Genomic DNA, 15958 nt, shown 5'->3' with positions numbered 1-15958 from the left:
CAGCGTTACGGCGGCCATGGCGAGAGGGAAACGCCCGGATCCATTCCGAACCCGGAAGCTAAGCCTCTCAGCGCCGATGGTACTGCCCCGGAGACGGGGTGGGAGAGTAGGACGCCGCCGGACAACCCGTTCCCCGAAGGGCCCTCACCACCCGGTGAGGGCCCTTCAGGCATCTCCTGTCCGCACCTCGGGGCACGTCGTGGACCGCGCCGGATGACACAGCGGGGCAGGCCGGGCAGCGGAGTGTCCGGGTCTCCCGGCTTGCCGCCCGCGGGCCTCCGGGCGTACGCATCCAGCGTGCACGTGAGCAGCACCGAGCGGCATCGGGCCACCGGCGTCCCCGCGGCCGGCCGGGCCGCGGCGTGACCTTCGCCGTCCGCGCCCGCCGGGTGGTGCTCCCCGACGGCGAGCGCGCGGCCACCGTGCACACCGCGGACGGCGTCATCACCGCGGTCACGGGCTTCGACGACGCGCCTCCCGGGGTCGTCACCCTGGCCGACGACGAGGTGCTGCTGCCGGGCCTGGTCGACAGCCACGTGCACGTCAACGAGCCCGGGCGCACCGAGTGGGAGGGCTTCGCGAGCGCCACCCGGGCGGCTGCCGCCGGGGGCGTCACCACGGTCGTCGACATGCCGCTCAACTCGGTCCCCCCGACGACGACGGTCGAGGCGCTGCGCGCCAAACGGCAGGCCGCGCAGGGGCAGGTCGCCGTCGACGTCGCCTTCTGGGGCGGGGCGGTCCCCGGCAACCTCGACCAGTTGCGGCCGCTGCACGAGGCCGGCGTCGTCGGGTTCAAGTGCTTCCTGCTCGACTCCGGCGTCCCGGAGTTCCCGCCGCTGGACGACGCCGGCCTCCGCGCGGTCCTCGCCGAGCTCGCCGGGTTCAGCGCGCTGCTCGTCGCCCACGCCGAGGACGCCGACGCCATCGCCGCCGCGCCCCCGCCGGACGGCGCCAGCTACCCGGCGTTCCTCGCATCCCGTCCGCCGGCCGCCGAGGAGACGGCGATCGGCCGGCTCCTGACCGCGGCCCGCGACACCGGCGCGCGGGTGCACGTCGTCCACCTCGCCGACGCCGACGCGCTGCCGTTGCTGCGACGAGCCCGGGCGGAGGGGGTGCGTTCCACCGTCGAGACCTGCCCGCACTACCTGACCTTCGCCGCGGAGGAGGTCCCCGACGGCGCCACCGCGTTCAAGTGCTGCCCGCCGATCCGGGAGTCCCGGCACCGGGAGGCGCTGTGGGCGGCGCTGGCAGACGGGGACATCGACCTGGTGGTGAGCGACCACTCGCCGTGCACGCCGGAGCTCAAGCGGCTCGAGGTCGGCGACTTCGGCCTGGCCTGGGGCGGCATCGCCTCGCTGCAGGTGGCGCTCCCGGCGGTGTGGACCGGGGCGCGGGCGCGCGGGCTGCGGCTGGCCCAGGTGGTGGCGTGCATGTCAGCGGCGCCCGCGCGGCTGGCCGGGCTGCCGCAGAAGGGGGCGATCGCGGTCGGGCGGGACGCCGACCTGGTCGCGTTCGCGCCGGAGGAACGGTGGCGGGTGGGCGAGCTGCTGCACCGGAACCCGGTCACTCCCTATGCGGGGCGGGAGCTGACCGGCGTCGTCCGCCGGACGTGGCTGCGCGGTGCGAAGGCCGACGGGACACCCCGCGGCCGGCTGCTGGGCCGGGGTGGCAGCTGAGGGCACGGGGCCTGGTCGACCCGGTTCGCGGACCCCGGCTGCCCACCCCACCGTGCGACAGTGACCCGCGATGCCGACGCTGTGAGGAGCCCGATGAGCGACCCCACCCGCCTGCCCGACCTGGCCGGCCGCGCCCTCGGCGGAGCGGTGCTCGCGGCGAACGACGAGTCCTTCGCCGCCAAGGAGAACCTCGTGCTGCCGCACCCGGCGCGGGCGCTGCCCGGTTTCGGTCACCGTGGCAAGGAGTACGACGGCTGGGAGACCCGGCGCCGCCGCTCCCCGGGCTCGGACTGGGCGCTCGTCCGGCTCGGCGTGCCGGGCGTCGTCGCGGCGGTCGTCGTCGACACCGCGCACTTCACCGGCAACTACCCGCCGCGGGCGTCTGTCGAGGGCGCGGCCGTCGAGGGCCACCCCACCGTGGCCGAGCTGGAGCGCGCCGACTGGCAGCCGCTGCTGCCGCTGTCGGACCTCGCCGGCGACACGGCCAACACCTTCGCCGTCGACTCGACCCAGCGGGTCACCCACGTGCGGCTGACCATCCAGCCCGACGGGGGGGTGGCGCGGCTGCGGGTGCACGGCACCGCCGTCCCCGACCCGCGCCTGGTCGACGCCGGTCCGTTCGACCTGGCCGCGCTCGACAACGGCGCCCTGGTGACCGGGGTGAGCGACGAGTTCTACGGCCGCCCGGCACAGTTGGTCTCGCCCGGCCTGGCCCGGTCCATGGGCGAGGGCTGGGAGACCCGCCGGCGACGGGGCGACGGCAACGACTGGGTGGAGCTGGCGCTGGCCTGCGAGGGCGTGGTCGCGCTGGCCGAGCTGGACACCTCCTGGTTCCTGGGCAACGCGCCGGGGTCGGCGTCCCTCACCGGCAGCGGCCCGGACGGCGAGGTCGTCGTCCTGCCCCGGACCCGCCTGCAGCCCGACACCCGGCACCGCTTCGTCCTCGAGGGCGGGCCGGCGGTGGACCGGGTGCGGCTGGACGTCTTCCCCGACGGCGGCATGGCGCGATTGCGGCTGTGGGGCCGGCCCACTACCGCCGGGCGGGAGGCACTGGGACGGCGCTGGTTCGAGGCGCTGCCCGACGTCCAGGCGCTGGAGGTCCTGCAGGCGGCCGGGGTGGCGCCGGCCGAGGCCGGCCGGCTGGTCGGCGCCCGCCCGCTGGGCGCGGACCTGCCCCCGGCGGTCGCCCGGCTGGTCCTCGGACGGGGGAACGGAACGGTCCGGGACACGGGGGGACGCCGCTAGGGTCTGCGCCGTGCCGCGCCGCCGCCTGCTGATCGCCGCCGCGCCCGTCCTCGGGCTCGCCGCCTGCTCCTCGTCGATCGCGCAGGACGAGCTCGAGTCCCAGGTGACCAGCACGATCGAGTCCGAGTTCGGCGTCGTCGCCGACGTCTCCTGCCCCGGGGACCTCGAGGCCGAGGTGGACGCGAGCACCGAGTGCACGGCCACCGACCCGGAGAGCGGCGAGGAGATCGCGCTGCGGATCACCGTCACCTCGGTCGAGGGCGACACCGCGAACTTCGACATCGAGCCGGTCGAGTGACCGGTGCGCCCGGCTGACCCGGACGGATGGCCGGGTACGAGTCCGGGCCGTGGTCGGAGCTCTACGTCGCCATGGCCGGAGCCGCCGCCGCACTGCTCGGGCTGCTGTTCGTCGCGGTGTCGATCAACCTGAAGCAGGTGCTGCGGATCGCCTGGCTGCCGTTGCGGGCGGGGGAGACGCTCGGGGTGCTGGTGGTCCTGCTCGCGACGGCGGTCTTCGTGCTCGTCCCGGGTCAGTCCCCGACGGCGCTCGGGCTCGAGCTGGCCGGCACCGGCCTGGTCCTGACCGGCGCCGACGCGGTGCTGCGGGTGCGGCGGGGCCGGCCCGCGGGCGCGCCGGCACGCAGCATCGTCGTCCCCGCGGTGATCGTGGCGCTCACCGGCGCACCGCTCGTCGTCGCCGGGGTCACGCTGCTCGCCGGTGCCGGCGGCGGGCTCTACTGGACGGTGCCCGCCCTGCTGGCCGGGTTCGCGGGCTCCGTGTCCAACGCGTGGGTGCTGCTGATCGAGATCATGCGCTGACACCCGCCCGGACCACCGGGCGGGCAGGATGCGGCCCGTGGACACCGCCGCTGACCTGCTGGTGCACGACGCCGAGCTGCTGGCCACCGTCGACGACGCACGCCGCGAGATCCCCGGGGGCTGGGTGGCGGTCACCGGCGGGGTGGTGACCGGTGTGGGCGGCCCGGGCGACCCCGCTCCGCCGGCCGCGCGGCGGGTCGGCGCCCGCGGCTGCCTGGTGACCCCGGGGCTGGTGAACACCCACCACCACCTGTACCAGAACCTCACCCGCGCCTTCGCCCCCGCGCTGACCGGCGGGCTGTTCGAGTGGCTGGTCACCCTCTATCCGCTGTGGGCGCGGCTGGACGAGGAGGCGGCGTACGTCAGCGCCTCCGTCGGCCTCACCGAGCTGGCGCTGTCGGGCTGCACCACCTCCACCGACCACCTCTACGTGCACCCGCGCGGCGGCGGCGACCTGATCTCGGCGGAGGTGGCGGCGGCGCGGGACCTCGGCGTGCGCTTCCACCCGACCCGCGGCTCGATGTCGCTGTCGGTCGAGGACGGCGGCCTGCCCCCGGTCTCCGTCGTCCAGGACGACGACGAGATCCTCGCCGACTCGGAGCGCCTGGTCGCCGCCCACCACGACCGCTCGCCGCACGCGATGACCCGCATCGCGCTGGCCCCCTGCTCCCCGTTCAGCGTCTCGCCGGCCCTGATGTGCCGCACCGCCGAGCTCGCCGAACTCCTCGACGTCCGGCTGCACACCCACCTGTGCGAGACGCAGGACGAGGACGAGTTCTGCCTCGCCACCTTCGGCCGCCGTCCGGTCGACCACCTCGCGGACGTCGGCTGGCTGTCCGACCGGGTGTGGCTGGCGCATGTCGTGTGGCCCTCCGCCGACGAGGTGCGCCGGCTGGGCGCGGCGCGCGTGGGGGCGGCGCACTGCCCGTCGTCCAACATGGTCCTGGGCAGCGGGCTGGCGCCGGTCGCCGAGCTGCGCGCCGCCGGGGTGCCGGTCGGGCTGGGCGTGGACGGGTCGGCGTCGGCGGACGCCGCGTCGCTGTGGCTCGAGGCCCGGACCGCGATGCTGCAGGGCAAGCTGCGGCACGGCGCGGGCGCGATGTCGGCCCGCGACGCGCTGGAGATGGCCACCCGCGGCGGCGCGGCCTGCCTCGGGCGCACCGGTGAGATCGGCGAGCTGTCGGTCGGCGCCTGCGGGGACCTGGCGGTCTGGTCGCTGGAGGGCCCGGCGTTCGCCGGCGCGCTGTCCGACCCCGTCGAGGCGTGGCTGCGCTGCGGCCCGGTGGCGGCGCGGCACACCGTCGTCGCCGGGCGGTTCGTCGTCGAGGAGGGCGTCCCGGTGCACCCCGGCCTGGACGAGGCCCTCGCCGTCCACCGCCGGGTGTCGGCCGCGGTGCAGGCCGCGCTGTAGGCGGCGGTTTCCGCGGAAACCGCCGGCTACAGCGCGGCGGCGAGCGCCTGCAGGTCGTCGAGGGTGGCGTCCAGGTGTGGGGAGATCCGCAGCACCGGACCGGTCATCTCGCCCGGCGCCCGCTGCGGCCCGATCGCGGTGGTCACGATGCCCTGCTCGCCGAGCAGCCGGGCCCGCGTGGTGACGACGTCGACGCCGTCCGGCGGGCGCAGCGTCGTGGTGGCGGTCGGCTCGTCGAGCGGCTCGACCACCCGCCAGCCGGCCACGCCGTCGAGCGCCTCGCGGGTGGCCCGGCCCAGCTCGGCCAGCCGCTCGCGCACCCGGACCGGCCCGGCGGCGAGGTGCTCCCCCACGGCCAGCACCAGACCGACCCGGCCGGCCACGTGCGCCTCCCCGGACTCGAAGGCGCGCAGCGGCGGGAGGTCGTCCGGCGCGGCCAGCAGCGGCGTGAGCTCGGCCGCGACCGGCGGGCGCACGCACAGCAGGCCCACCCCCCGTGGCCCGGCCAGCCACTTGCGCGAGGTCGAGTACACGACGTCGGCGCCGAGGTCGGTGTCGACGTGCCCCAGCGACTGGGCGGCGTCGAGCACCAGCGGCACCCCGGCCGCGTGGCAGAGCGCGGCGACCTCGGCGGCCGGCTGGACGACGCCGCGGTGGCTGGCCACGTGCGTCAGGTGCACCACGCGCGGCGGGTCGGTGGCCAGCAGCCGGGCCAGGCGGTCGAGGTCGGCCCGCCCGAGGCCGTCGACGGGCAGCTGCTCGACGGTCAGGCCCGCGGCGCGCAACTGGGCCGCGTTGGGCGCGTACTCCCCGGGCAGGCAGGCCACCCGCGACCCGGCCGGCAGCCGCCAACCGGCGAGCAGGGCGGCCAGCGCGGCCTGCGCCGACTCGACGAAGACGACGTCGACGGCGGCCATCCCGACCAGCCCGCCGATCACCGACCGGCCCTGCTGCAGCAGGTCCTCGGCGGTCGCCTCGGCCACGTAGCCGCCGAGCTCGGCCTCGTGCCGGGCGTGGTGGGCGACGGCCTCGAGCACCCGGTGGCTCTGCCGGCTGCACGCCGCGCTGTCCAGGTGGCGGCCTGCCGGGCGGGGCCGGGCCGAGCGCCACGCGGCGCCGAGGTCCTCGTGGATCAGGGAGGTGTCGAGCGCCGTCACGACCCCACGCTAGAAGAAGGACCTCCTGCTCCCCACGGCCCCGTCCCGAGGTCCAGGCCCCCTCCCGGGTCCCGCCCCCAGCGTGCGAGGGGCGGCGAGGAGGGGGTCCTTCTCCGAGGGGTGAGGAGGACGGGGTCCTTCTGCTGCAGGAAGGCCGTCAAGCCAGCACGCCGCGGGCGACGGACTCCCCGGAGTGCCCCGGGTCGCCGTCCAGCGGTTCGACCGAGACGTCGACCACCGGGTACTCGGTGAGGTCGACGCCTGGAGGCACCTCGAGGCCGACCTCGCCCCCGCTCCGGACCACCCCCAGGGAGTACATGTCCTCGACCGCCTCGTCGATCAGCCACACCTCGTAGAAGCCGTCCTCCAGCGCCGCGGCGGTGAGGTCGAGCTGGAGCACGCGGGTGCCGTCGTCGCGCTCGAGCACCCGCGCCTCGCCGGCGGCGCCGCTGTCGTCGAGCGGGTCGAGCGCGGCGGCGGCCACGGCCTGGCCCTCGTCGCCGCGCGTGCCGAGGGCCACCGCGCCCGCGCCGATGCCGACGCCGACCACCAGGGACGCCACGGCGGCGAGCAGCAGCCGCGAGCGGCGGGTCCGCAGCGGGACGACCGGTGCCGGTGCCCGTGCCGGGGCCGGCGGGGGCGGGAGAGCGGCCGGCGGCGGGGGCGCGACGGCGGCGAGCACCTCCGGGCGGGGCGCGGTGGCGACGCCCGTGGCGGCCGCGACCGCTGCCCACACGCCCGGCGGCGGCGGGACGGCGGCACCCGGCGCGGCCAGCTCGGGGACGGCGAGCGCATCCACCGCGCGGCGGAGCGAGGCCAGCTCCGCGCGGCACCGCGCGCAGGCGTCGAGGTGGGCGGCTTCGGCGGCGGGCAGCGGCTCACGGAGCGCCGCCAGGGACAGCTGCTCAGGCGTGCAGTGCTGCACCGTCCACCTCCAACCGTGACCTCAGGCGTTCGAGCGTGCGTCGGATGTGGGACTTCACCGTGCCGAGCGGCAGACCGGTGCGTTCGGCGATCTGGGTGTGGGTCAGGTCCTCGAAGAAGGCCAGCTCGATGATGCCCCGCTGCGGTTGGCCGAGTCGGTCGAGCTCGCCGAGCAGCAGCACGCGGTCGGCCACGGCGGTGTCGACCTGCGGGCCGCTGATCGGCGGCACCGAGCGGGCCTCGGCGACCACGGCCTCGGCGGCCCGGCGCTGCCGGTCGCGGCGGGCCCACGTGTCGGCGATCTTGTGCCGGCAGATGCCGACCAGCCAGGCCGGCAGCGGGCCGTGCTCGGGGCGGTAGCCGGCGCGGCCGGTCCAGGCGGACACGAACACCTGCTGGGTCACGTCCTCGGCGTCCGGGCCCGGCCCGAAGGCGCGCACCGCCATCCCATGGACCTGGCCGGCGAAGCGCTCGTAGGCCCACGCCAGTGCCTGCTCGTCACCGGCGGCGAACCGGCGGCCGACCTCGGCGTCGTCGGGCTCGGGTGTGGCGCCCGGCAGCGATCCGAGGTCCGAGGCCACCTCCCCGACCCTAGCCGCACCCCGCTGGAGCAGCCCGGTCACGGCACCGGCTCGTCGCTGGTGCGGGCGTCGCCGCGGGGGCTGCCGACGCCGGGTGCCTGGGTCCTGGTCACGGGGGTCCTGCCGCTGGGGGTGGTGGCCGACACCGCTCCTTCCGGCGGCCGCTCGGCCCCGGATGCAGCGACCTCCCTGGCGAGCGGGTGGGCTGTCCGGGGTGCCTCTCGGCCGTCCTCCGTCTCTGAGTGCACCTGCACTCAGAGACGGAGGACGGCGGGAGCAGGTCCTGGGGTCCGGCCCGCCGCGGGTCCTCTCGGGAGGGGTCGCGGTCCTCCCGCTAGGCCGGGACGGAGAGCGAGACGCCGAAGTCGCCGTCGGGGTCGGTCCACCAGGAGGTCAGGGTCAGCCCGGCCGCGGCGAGCTCGGCCTCGACCCGCTCGCGGCGGAACTTGGCCGACACCTCGGTGCGCATCTCCTCACCCGCGGCGAACCGGACGTCGAGGTCGAGGGCGGGCACCCGCACCACCTGGTCGGCGCGGGAGCGCAGCCGCATCTCGATCCACTCGTGCTCGGCGTCCCACACCGCCACGTGCTCGAACGCGTCGACGTCGAAGTCGGCGCCGAGCTCCCGGTTCAGGACCCGCAGCACGTTCCGGTCGAACTCCGCGGTGACCCCGGCGGCGTCGTCGTAGGCCCGCACCAGCCGGCCGGCGTCCTTGACCAGGTCGGTGCCGAGCAGGAAGGTGTCGCCCGGCTGCAGCGTGCCGGCCAGGTCGGCCAGGAACGCCGCCCGCGGCTCCGGCTCCAGGTTGCCGATGGTCGAACCGAGGAAGGCCACCAGCCGCCGTCCCGACCGGGGCAGCTCGCCCAGGTGCCGGGTGAAGTCGCCCACGACGGCCTGCACCTCCACCCCGGGGTACTCGGCGGTGATCGCCGCCCCGGCCGCCTGCAGCACCGACGGGTCCACGTCGCACGGCACGAACCGCCGCAGCGTGCCGGCGTCGCGGAGCGCGTCCAGCAGCAGCCGGGTCTTCTCCGACGTCCCGCTGCCGAGCTCGACCAGCACGTCGGCGCCGGAGGCGGCGGCGATGTCCCCGGCGTGCGCGGTGAGCACGGCGCGCTCGGCGCGGGTCGGGTAGTACTCCGGCAGCCGGGTGATCTCGTCGAACAGCTCGCTGCCCCGCTCGTCGTAGAACCACCGGGGCGGCAGCGTCTTCGGCGTGGCGGTCAGCCCGGCGCGGGCGTCGGCCGCCAGCGCCTCGGCGGCGTCCTCGGGGGCGAGGTGGCTGGTGAGCGGGATCGACACGGGGCTCCTCAGGACAGTGGGGTGAGCGTCAGGCCGTCGGGGGTGACCTCGACCAGGGACCGGTCGGGGACGTCGGTCCACCGCGGGTCGTCGTCCCACGGCTCGCTGGCCAGTGCGGTGCCGTCGGGGGTGACCAGCGCCGACAGGGTGTCGCCCCAGGTGGTGGCCAGCAGGCGGGTGCCGTCGGCGGCCAGCAGGTTCAGCCGGGCGGCGGGGTCGGCCGCGGCCACCTCGCGCACGGTCGCGCCGAGGGCGTCGAGGCCGCGGTCGAACACCAGGGCCGCCAGCAGCGCGCTGTCGACGGTCGACTCGGCGTCGCGCGCCGGCGGCAGCATCGCGCGGTCCACCCGGCCGTTGTGCGACAGCAGCCACCGCCCGTCGGTGAACGGCGCGACGGCGCTCTCCTCCAGCGGCATGCCGACGGTGGCCGAGCGGACGGCGGCCACCACGCACCCGGAGGAGACCACCGGGGCGACCGAGGCGAACGAGGGGTCACCCCACAGCGGGCGCGCCGAGCGCCAGCGGGCCGGCCGCGCCCGGCCGGGGGAGAAGAAGCCCACCCCCCAGCCGTCGGCGTTGACCGTGCCGTACCGCTGGCGGCGCGGCGCGTACGACTGCACCAGCAGGGAGGACGGCGGCTCGAGGACCAGCCCGGCCAGCGTCCGCGGCCGGCCGAGCCAGGCGAGGTGGCGGCACACGGGTCAGGCGGCCGTCTCGTCGACGGACCACGCCAGCCGGAACCCGCTGAAGACCTGCCGGCGGATCGGGTGGTCCCAGTTGCGGAAGCTCGGCCGCAGGATCGACGCGGCCACCGCCCAGGAGCCGCCGCGCAGCACCTTGTAGTCGCCGCCGAAGAAGGGCGCGGAGTAGTCGGCGTAGAGCATCGGCCGGAAGTTGGGCCACGGGGTGAAGTCCGAGGAGGTCCACTCCCAGACGTCGCCCATCAGCTGCTCGGCCCCGTAGGCGGAGGCGCCCGCCGGGTAGGCGCCCACCGGCGCCGGGCGCAGCGCGTCGCCGCCCAGGTTGGCCAGCGCGGGCGTCGGCTCGGCCGCGCCCCACGGGAAGCGGCGGCGCCGCTGCGTGGCCGGGTCCCAGACCGCGGCCTTCTCCCACTCCACCTCGGTGGGCAGCCGCGCGCCGGCCCACGCCGCGTAGGCCTCGGCCTCGAAGTACGTGACGTGCTGGACCGGCTCGTCGCCCGGCAGCGGCTCCACGACGCCGAAGCGGGTGCGGCGGCCGTCGGCGCCCCAGAACTGCGGCCGCTCCAGCCCCGCCTCCACCCGGTGCGCCCAGCCCCGATCGGACCACCAGCGCCGGTCGGCGTACCCGCCGTCGGCGACGAACGCGGCGTACTCGGCGTTGGTGACCGGCACCCGCCCGATGCGGAAGGAGGGGACGTCGACGGCGTGCGCCGGCCGCTCGTTGTCCAGGGAGAACGGCTCGTCGGCGGCGTCCACCCCGAGCACGAACTCCCCGCCGGGGACCAGCACCGACGTGCCGGCCAGTCCGGGTCGCCCTGGCGGCAGCGGCGTCCCGGCGCCGAGGAGCGGCGGGCCGGTGCGCAGGTTGAGGGCCTGCAGCATCGTCTCGTCGTGCTGCTGCTCGTGGCTGACGACCATGGCGAAGTCGAACGGGTCGCCGTCGTCGTCCTGCCCGAGGCGCTCGAGCCGGTCGAGCACCCGGCCGCGCACCTCGCCGCAGAACGACCGCGCCTCCACCGGCGGCAGCAGGGGCAGCCGGGACCGCACCGCCCGGGGGTGGGTGAACGCGTCGTAGAGCGCCTCGACGTCGGCCGGCAGCAGGCCCTCGCGGCGGGCGTCGCCGCGGCGCAGCAGCCAGAGGTCCTCCTGCTGGCCGATGTGCGCGAGGTCCCATACCAGCGGGCTGAGCAGGGGGGTGTGCTGGCGCAGCAGCTCGGGCTCGTCGTGGTCGGTCAGCCGCAGGGTGCGCCGGCGGGCGGCCTCCAGGTCGCGCGCCAGGGTCTCGGACAGGTCGGTCACTGGGGAGCTCCCGTGGCGGAGAGGAGGGCGGCGGCGGGGCCGCCGGTCCGGGCGGTGTCGAGCAGGGCGTCGCCGGGGCAGCGGCCCCGGTCGACGAGGTCGGCGAGCGCCTCGACCTCCGGCCGCAGCGCAGCCGGGACGGCGGTGCGGGCGGCGGTCAGGCAGGCGCGGGCGGCGGCGTGCAGCGCGGGGTCGGCCAGGCCGACGCGGGCGGCGCGGTCCCAGGCGCCGGCGACCGGGGTGGTGGCCGCCGCGGCGTGCTCCGCCGCGACCGGGTCGTCGAGCAGCACCGCCGTCACCGCGGCGAGGGCGGGCCACCAGGGCTCGGGCGCGGCGTCGAGGTAACGGATCTCCAGGTAGCCGCGCGGCCGCACCGGCGGGAACAGCGTGGTCAGGTGGTAGTCGAGGTCGGCGGCCGTGGGGGCCCGGCCGCCGAGCGGGACGTCGCCGGTGACCCAGTCGGCGAAGCCGACCCGCTCGCGCACCGGCACGGCGCCGCCCCCGTCGGGGTCGCGCACCAGCATCACCGGCGCGGTGAGCGCGTACGCGGCCCACTCGCCGGCCGGGTCGGCGCCGCCGAGCAACGGCCCGCAGCGGGCCTGGTCCAGGTCGCTCCAGACCCGCTGCCGGTGCGACACCCAGCCGGCCGGCCGACCACCGGTGAGCGGGGAGCAGGCCGCGACGGCGACCAGGGTCGGCCCGAGCTGGTGGGCCAGCGACACCCGCTCGCTCCAGCCGGCGCGCGGCCCGGCCTCGAGGTTGACCTGCAGCGCGGCGGTGCCGGCCATCATCGCCGTCCCGGCCACGGCGCAGCCGACGGCGGCGAAGTGCTCCTCCATGGCGACGTAGCGGGGTGCCGGGCAGATCCGCGCCGGCGGCCGCAGCGGGTCCGCGCCCACCGGCGCCAGGGCCAGCCGCTCGGCCGCCAGCGCCGCGGCGAGGACGTCGCGGTCGGCGCGCAGCGCGGCCACCGCGGCGGCGACCTCCGGGTACGGCGGGGCGGACAGTTCCACCTGCCCGCCCGGCTCCAGGGTCACCCGGCTGCCGGCGGGCATCGCCGGCAGTGCGTCGACCAGATCCCGGATCCGCTGCCAGGGCACCCGCGCGGCGGGCGCGTCGAGGTCGACCAGGTGCGCCTCGAGCTCCAGGCCCACCGCCCCGACCGGGCCGGGGCGCAGCGCGGTCCCGGCGACGTGCGCCACGGCGGCGTCCAGGTCGAGGGCAGCCGTGCGCTCCTCGGTGGTCGGGGCCACGAGCCCCACCCCCTCCAGGTCCGGACCGGTCGGTGTCGACCGCGGGTCGGTGCGGGGGCGGCCCGTCCCGCGGCCGTCCTCGGGCCACATCCTGCACGCGGCCACCGACAGGCGCGCAACCCGGCAGCGCCCCACCGGTTTTCGCGTCAGGATCGTCCGGTGGATGTCGACCGGGACCGGGACCCCGAGGGCCGGGCGCGCAACGCCCGGCCGCGTGACGCGCTGGGACGGCCGCTGCCCCGCGGTGCCGCGGGGGAGGAGCGGGCGCCGGAGGGGGTGCTGCGGACGCCGGACCAGGCGCTGACCGAGGCGCAGCAGCTGCTGGACGCGGGCCGGCCGTTCCACGCCCACGAGGTCCTCGAGGACGCGTGGAAGTCCGCGCCGGAGCGGGAGCGGCAGCTGTGGCGCGGGCTGGCCCAGCTAGCCGTCGGCCTGACCCACGTCGCACGCGGCAACGACCGGGGCGCGGCGAGCCTGCTGGAGCGCGGCGCGGGCAGCATCGCCACCTACGCCGACGCCCCGCCGCACGGCGTCGACGTCGCCGGCCTGGTCGCCTGGGGACGGGCGCTGGCCGCCGCCCCGCCGTCGTCCCGCGACGCCGCCGCGCTCGCGCCGCGCCTGCGGGCCCGGTGACCCTCGACCCGGTCGAGGGCCCACGACCGGCGGCGTGACGCGACTCCCGCGGCGCCTTCCCAGCCGGTGTCACCCAGAGCACACTGCGGGGTCATGAACGCCGCGCCCGCCGCCGACCGCGCCCGCGAGGTCTGGGCCGCCGGCGACTACCAGCGGGTGGGGGTCCGGCTGGTGCCGGCCGCCGAGCAGCTCGTGGCCGACCTCGCCATCCGCCCGGGGGACCGGGTGCTCGACGTGGCCGGCGGGACGGGCAACGCCGCGCTGGCCGCGGCCCGGCGCGACGGCGACGTCGTCTGCAGCGACATCGTCCCGGAGCTGCTCGTCCACGCCGAGCGGCGGGCCGCGATGGAGGGGCTGGCCTTCGCCACCGAGGTCGCCGACGCCTGCGCGCTGCCCTTCCCCGACGAGGCGTTCGACGTCGTCATCTCGACCTTCGGCGTGGTCTTCGCCGCCGAGCCCGAGCAGGCCGCGCGGGAGCTGCTGCGCGTGCTGCGCCCCGGCGGCCGGCTGGGGCTGACCGCCTGGCGCCCGGACGCGCCCGGCGGGCGGCTGCTGGCGCTGGTCGCCCGCCACGACCCGGCCGGCGCGGTCGGGGACGCGCTGCGCTGGGGGACGCCGGCGGGGGTGGAGGGGCTGCTCGGCCGGGGCGAGGTCCGCCGGGTGCGGCACAGCGAGCGGACCGTCGACATGACCGCCCCGTCCCTGGCCGCGCAGTGGCAGCGCTACCGGGACTGGTTCGGCCCGGTGCACGTGGCCTGGGAGCGGCTGGACCCCGCCGGGCGCGCCGCGCTGGAGGCCGACTTCGCCGACCTGTGGGGCAGCTCGACCCGGGGCGGCGGTCCGGGCATCGTGGTACCGAACACCTACCTGCAGACGACGGCGGTCCGGGCCGCGTGAGCGGGCGGGCGGGGACGGGAGGTCGACCGTGAGGAGCTACGAGGCGGCGACGCGGATCGACGCGAGCGCGGAGCAGGTGTGGGCGCTGCTGGCGGACGTCGGCGGCTGGCGGGACTGGGACTCCGGCGTCGACCGGGTGGACGGCCGGGTCGCGCTGGGCGAGAAGCTGACGCTCTACGCCACCATGATCCGCACCCGCCCCTTCGAGGTGGTGGTCACCGAGATCCGCCCGCTCGAGGCCATGCGCTGGCGCGCCTCGTGGCCGCTGGGGCTGGCGGTCATCGAGCGCACCTACTCCCTCGACGCCCAGGAGGACGGCGGCACGGTCCTCACCATCCGCGAGGACCACACCGGCCCGCTGGCCGCGCTGCTGGCCCGCTCGACGCCGGACCTGAACCCCTCGTTCCGGCACTTCTGCCAGGGGCTCAAGGCCCGCGCCGAGGGGCGCACCTCCCGCCCCACCCGCTGACGGGCCCGCGGCGCGCCCGGGCCCGCGTGACCACTGTGACCGCAACCACCCGGCGAACGGCGCCGGGTGTCACCATGGACGGCGCCATGAGCACCGAGACCGCACCCACGCCCAGCACCGACGACACCGCGCTCGGCGAGCCGGCGACCCCACCCCGGGGGCCGGTCACGTCGGCGTCGTACTCGATCACCGTGCGGCTGACCGCCGACGGCGACCCAGCGTCCATCGGCCGGATCGCGACCGCGGTCGGGTCGGCCGGCGGCGCGGTGACCGCGATCGACGTCGTCGACTCCCGCTCCGACGGGCTCACCGTCGACGTCACCTGCTCGGCCGCGGACGCCGCGCACTCCCAGGAGATGGTCGACGCGCTGCGCGCCGTCCCCGGGGTGAAGGTCCGCAAGGTCAGCGACCGCACCTTCCTGCTGCACCTCGGCGGCAAGCTCGAGGTCGCCTCCCGGGTGCCGCTGAAGACCCGCGACGACCTGTCGATGGCCTACACCCCCGGCGTGGCGCGGGTCTGCCTGGCGCTGGCCGACAACGCCGACGACGTCCGCCGGCTGACCATCAAGGGCAACACCGTCGCCGTGGTCACCGACGGCTCGGCCGTCCTGGGGCTGGGCGACATCGGGCCGGGTGCCGCGATGCCGGTCATGGAGGGCAAGGCCGTCCTGTTCAAGCGGTTCGCCGACATCGACGCCTGGCCGATCTGCCTGGACACCCAGGACGTCGACGAGATCGTCCGCACCGTCGAGCTGATCGCCCCGGGCTTCGGCGGCATCAACCTCGAGGACATCGCCGCCCCGCGCTGCTTCGAGATCGAGGCCCGGCTGCGCGAGAAGCTCGACATCCCGGTGTTCCACGACGACCAGCACGGGACGGCGATCGTCGCGCTGGCCGCCCTGCGCAACGCGCTGCGCGTCGTCGACAAGCAGCTCGAGGACGTCAAGATCGTGGTCGCCGGCGGCGGCGCGGCCGGGACGGCGATCGTGCACCTCATGCTCAAGGCCGGCGCCCGGCACGTGCTGGTGTGGGACCGCGAGGGCATCCTCTCGCCGGACGACGACCGGCTCTCGCCGGCCAAGCGCGACCTTGCCGAGCGCACGAATCCCGGCTGCGTGCGCGGTGAGCTGCCCGACGCGCTCGACGGTGCCGACGTCTTCATCGGCGTCAGCGCGGGCAACGTGCTGCCGGTCGAGGCGCTGCCGCGCATGGCCCCGAACGCCGTCGTCTTCCCGATGGCCAACCCGACCCCCGAGGTCGACCCGGTGCGCGCCCGGCAGCACGCCGCCGTCGTCGCCTCCGGCCGCTCGGACCTGCCCAACCAGATCAACAACGTCCTGGCGTTCCCGGGGATGTTCCGGGGGCTGCTGGACGCGCGGGCGCGGGAGATCAGCGACGGGATGCTGCTGGCGGCGGCCGAGGCGATCGCCTCCGTGGTCAAGGACGACCAGCTCAACGCCAACTACATCATCCCGAGCGTCTTCGACCCCGCCGTCACGTCGGCCGTCGCTGCGGCGGTGGCCGAGCAGGCGCGGCACGAGCCCGGCGCGACCGCCCCGGTCACCGAGGACGGCGACCTGGTCGGCTGAG

The 15958-nt window shown here is 77.0% G+C and carries 16 protein-coding genes and 1 rRNA gene; 10 read left to right on the top strand and 7 right to left on the bottom strand.

Going from position 1 to position 15958, the window contains the following annotated elements; all coding sequences use genetic code 11:
- The first annotated feature begins 6 nt into the window (after positions 1–6).
- The 6 genes from rrf (at position 7) to ACI78Z_RS12510 (ending at position 5151) form a co-directional block, all read left to right on the top strand.
- Positions 7–123: ribosomal RNA gene (rrf, locus tag ACI78Z_RS12535) — 5S ribosomal RNA — on the top strand.
- A 239-nt stretch (positions 124–362) separates the two neighbouring features.
- Positions 363–1676 (top strand): allantoinase AllB, encoded by a 1314-nt coding sequence (gene allB, locus ACI78Z_RS12530; protein WP_457036861.1) that lies wholly within the window; start codon positions 363–365, stop codon positions 1674–1676.
- A 93-nt stretch (positions 1677–1769) separates the two neighbouring features.
- The gene (gene alc, locus ACI78Z_RS12525) at positions 1770–2921 is read left to right on the top strand and encodes an allantoicase (protein WP_457036860.1); all 1152 of its coding nucleotides are present in this window, start codon (positions 1770–1772) and stop codon (positions 2919–2921) included.
- A gap of 10 nt (positions 2922–2931) precedes the next feature.
- Complete coding sequence (locus tag ACI78Z_RS12520) at positions 2932–3219, top strand: DUF4333 domain-containing protein (protein WP_457036859.1); 288 nt, start codon at positions 2932–2934, stop codon at positions 3217–3219.
- Between the two features lie 26 nt (positions 3220–3245).
- The gene (locus tag ACI78Z_RS12515; protein WP_457036858.1) at positions 3246–3740 is read left to right on the top strand and encodes a hypothetical protein; all 495 of its coding nucleotides are present in this window, start codon (positions 3246–3248) and stop codon (positions 3738–3740) included.
- Positions 3741–3777: 37 nt separating this feature from the next.
- Positions 3778–5151 (top strand): 8-oxoguanine deaminase, encoded by a 1374-nt coding sequence (locus ACI78Z_RS12510; RefSeq protein ID WP_457036857.1) that lies wholly within the window; start codon positions 3778–3780, stop codon positions 5149–5151.
- 26 nt (positions 5152–5177) lie between these two features.
- Here ACI78Z_RS12510 and egtE read toward each other — a convergent pair whose 3' ends face one another.
- The 7 genes from egtE to egtA all read right to left on the bottom strand — a co-directional run bounded on the left by egtE (position 5178) and on the right by egtA (position 12369).
- Entirely contained in the window at positions 5178–6308 is a 1131-nt protein-coding gene (egtE, locus tag ACI78Z_RS12505; protein ID WP_457036856.1) for an ergothioneine biosynthesis PLP-dependent enzyme EgtE, read from the bottom strand.
- Positions 6309–6465: 157 nt separating this feature from the next.
- Entirely contained in the window at positions 6466–7233 is a 768-nt protein-coding gene (locus ACI78Z_RS12500; protein WP_457036855.1) for an anti-sigma factor, read from the bottom strand.
- Positions 7214–7813, bottom strand: a complete 600-nt coding sequence (locus ACI78Z_RS12495; protein WP_457036854.1) for an RNA polymerase sigma factor — start codon at positions 7811–7813, stop codon at positions 7214–7216. Before ACI78Z_RS12495 ends, ACI78Z_RS12500 begins: the two co-directional genes overlap by 20 nt.
- A gap of 334 nt (positions 7814–8147) precedes the next feature.
- The gene (gene egtD, locus ACI78Z_RS12490; RefSeq protein ID WP_457036853.1) at positions 8148–9116 is read right to left on the bottom strand and encodes an L-histidine N(alpha)-methyltransferase; all 969 of its coding nucleotides are present in this window, start codon (positions 9114–9116) and stop codon (positions 8148–8150) included.
- Between the two features lie 8 nt (positions 9117–9124).
- Positions 9125–9814, bottom strand: a complete 690-nt coding sequence (egtC, locus tag ACI78Z_RS12485; RefSeq protein WP_457036852.1) for an ergothioneine biosynthesis protein EgtC — start codon at positions 9812–9814, stop codon at positions 9125–9127.
- Between the two features lie 3 nt (positions 9815–9817).
- A complete protein-coding gene (gene egtB, locus ACI78Z_RS12480; protein WP_457036851.1) occupies positions 9818–11116 on the bottom strand; it encodes an ergothioneine biosynthesis protein EgtB in 1299 nt (432 codons plus the stop codon).
- Positions 11113–12369 (bottom strand): ergothioneine biosynthesis glutamate--cysteine ligase EgtA, encoded by a 1257-nt coding sequence (gene egtA / locus ACI78Z_RS12475; RefSeq protein ID WP_457036850.1) that lies wholly within the window; start codon positions 12367–12369, stop codon positions 11113–11115. Before egtA ends, egtB begins: the two co-directional genes overlap by 4 nt.
- Positions 12370–12528: 159 nt before the next feature.
- Between egtA and ACI78Z_RS12470 the strand changes: the two genes are divergently transcribed.
- The 4 genes from ACI78Z_RS12470 to ACI78Z_RS12455 all read left to right on the top strand — a co-directional run bounded on the left by ACI78Z_RS12470 (position 12529) and on the right by ACI78Z_RS12455 (position 15957).
- On the top strand, positions 12529–13002 hold the full coding sequence (locus ACI78Z_RS12470) for a DUF309 domain-containing protein (RefSeq protein ID WP_457036849.1): 474 nt from the start codon (positions 12529–12531) through the stop codon (positions 13000–13002).
- Positions 13003–13095: 93 nt separating this feature from the next.
- Positions 13096–13899, top strand: a complete 804-nt coding sequence (locus ACI78Z_RS12465; RefSeq protein WP_457036848.1) for a class I SAM-dependent methyltransferase — start codon at positions 13096–13098, stop codon at positions 13897–13899.
- 28 nt (positions 13900–13927) lie between these two features.
- Entirely contained in the window at positions 13928–14368 is a 441-nt protein-coding gene (locus ACI78Z_RS12460; RefSeq protein WP_457036847.1) for an SRPBCC domain-containing protein, read from the top strand.
- An 86-nt stretch (positions 14369–14454) separates the two neighbouring features.
- Positions 14455–15957 carry a malic enzyme-like NAD(P)-binding protein gene (locus tag ACI78Z_RS12455; RefSeq protein ID WP_457036846.1) on the top strand — a complete coding sequence of 501 codons (1503 nt, stop codon included), beginning with the start codon at positions 14455–14457 and terminating at the stop codon, positions 15955–15957.
- The last annotated feature ends 1 nt before the right edge of the window (position 15958 follow it).

It is taken from the genome of Geodermatophilus sp. SYSU D01176 (genome assembly GCF_054050015.1).
The sequence above is the reverse complement of the archived record's forward strand: the minus strand, read 5'-3'. Positions and strand labels throughout refer to the sequence as shown.

Coding starts and splice junctions, on each gene's coding strand:
- ACI78Z_RS12465 (WP_457036848.1), top strand. CDS start 13,096: ATGAACGCCGCGCCCGCCGCCGACCGCGCCCGCGAGGTCTGGGCCGCC.
- ACI78Z_RS12455 (WP_457036846.1), top strand. CDS start 14,455: ATGAGCACCGAGACCGCACCCACGCCCAGCACCGACGACACCGCGCTC.
- ACI78Z_RS12515 (WP_457036858.1), top strand. CDS start 3,246: ATGGCCGGGTACGAGTCCGGGCCGTGGTCGGAGCTCTACGTCGCCATG.
- alc (WP_457036860.1), top strand. CDS start 1,770: ATGAGCGACCCCACCCGCCTGCCCGACCTGGCCGGCCGCGCCCTCGGC.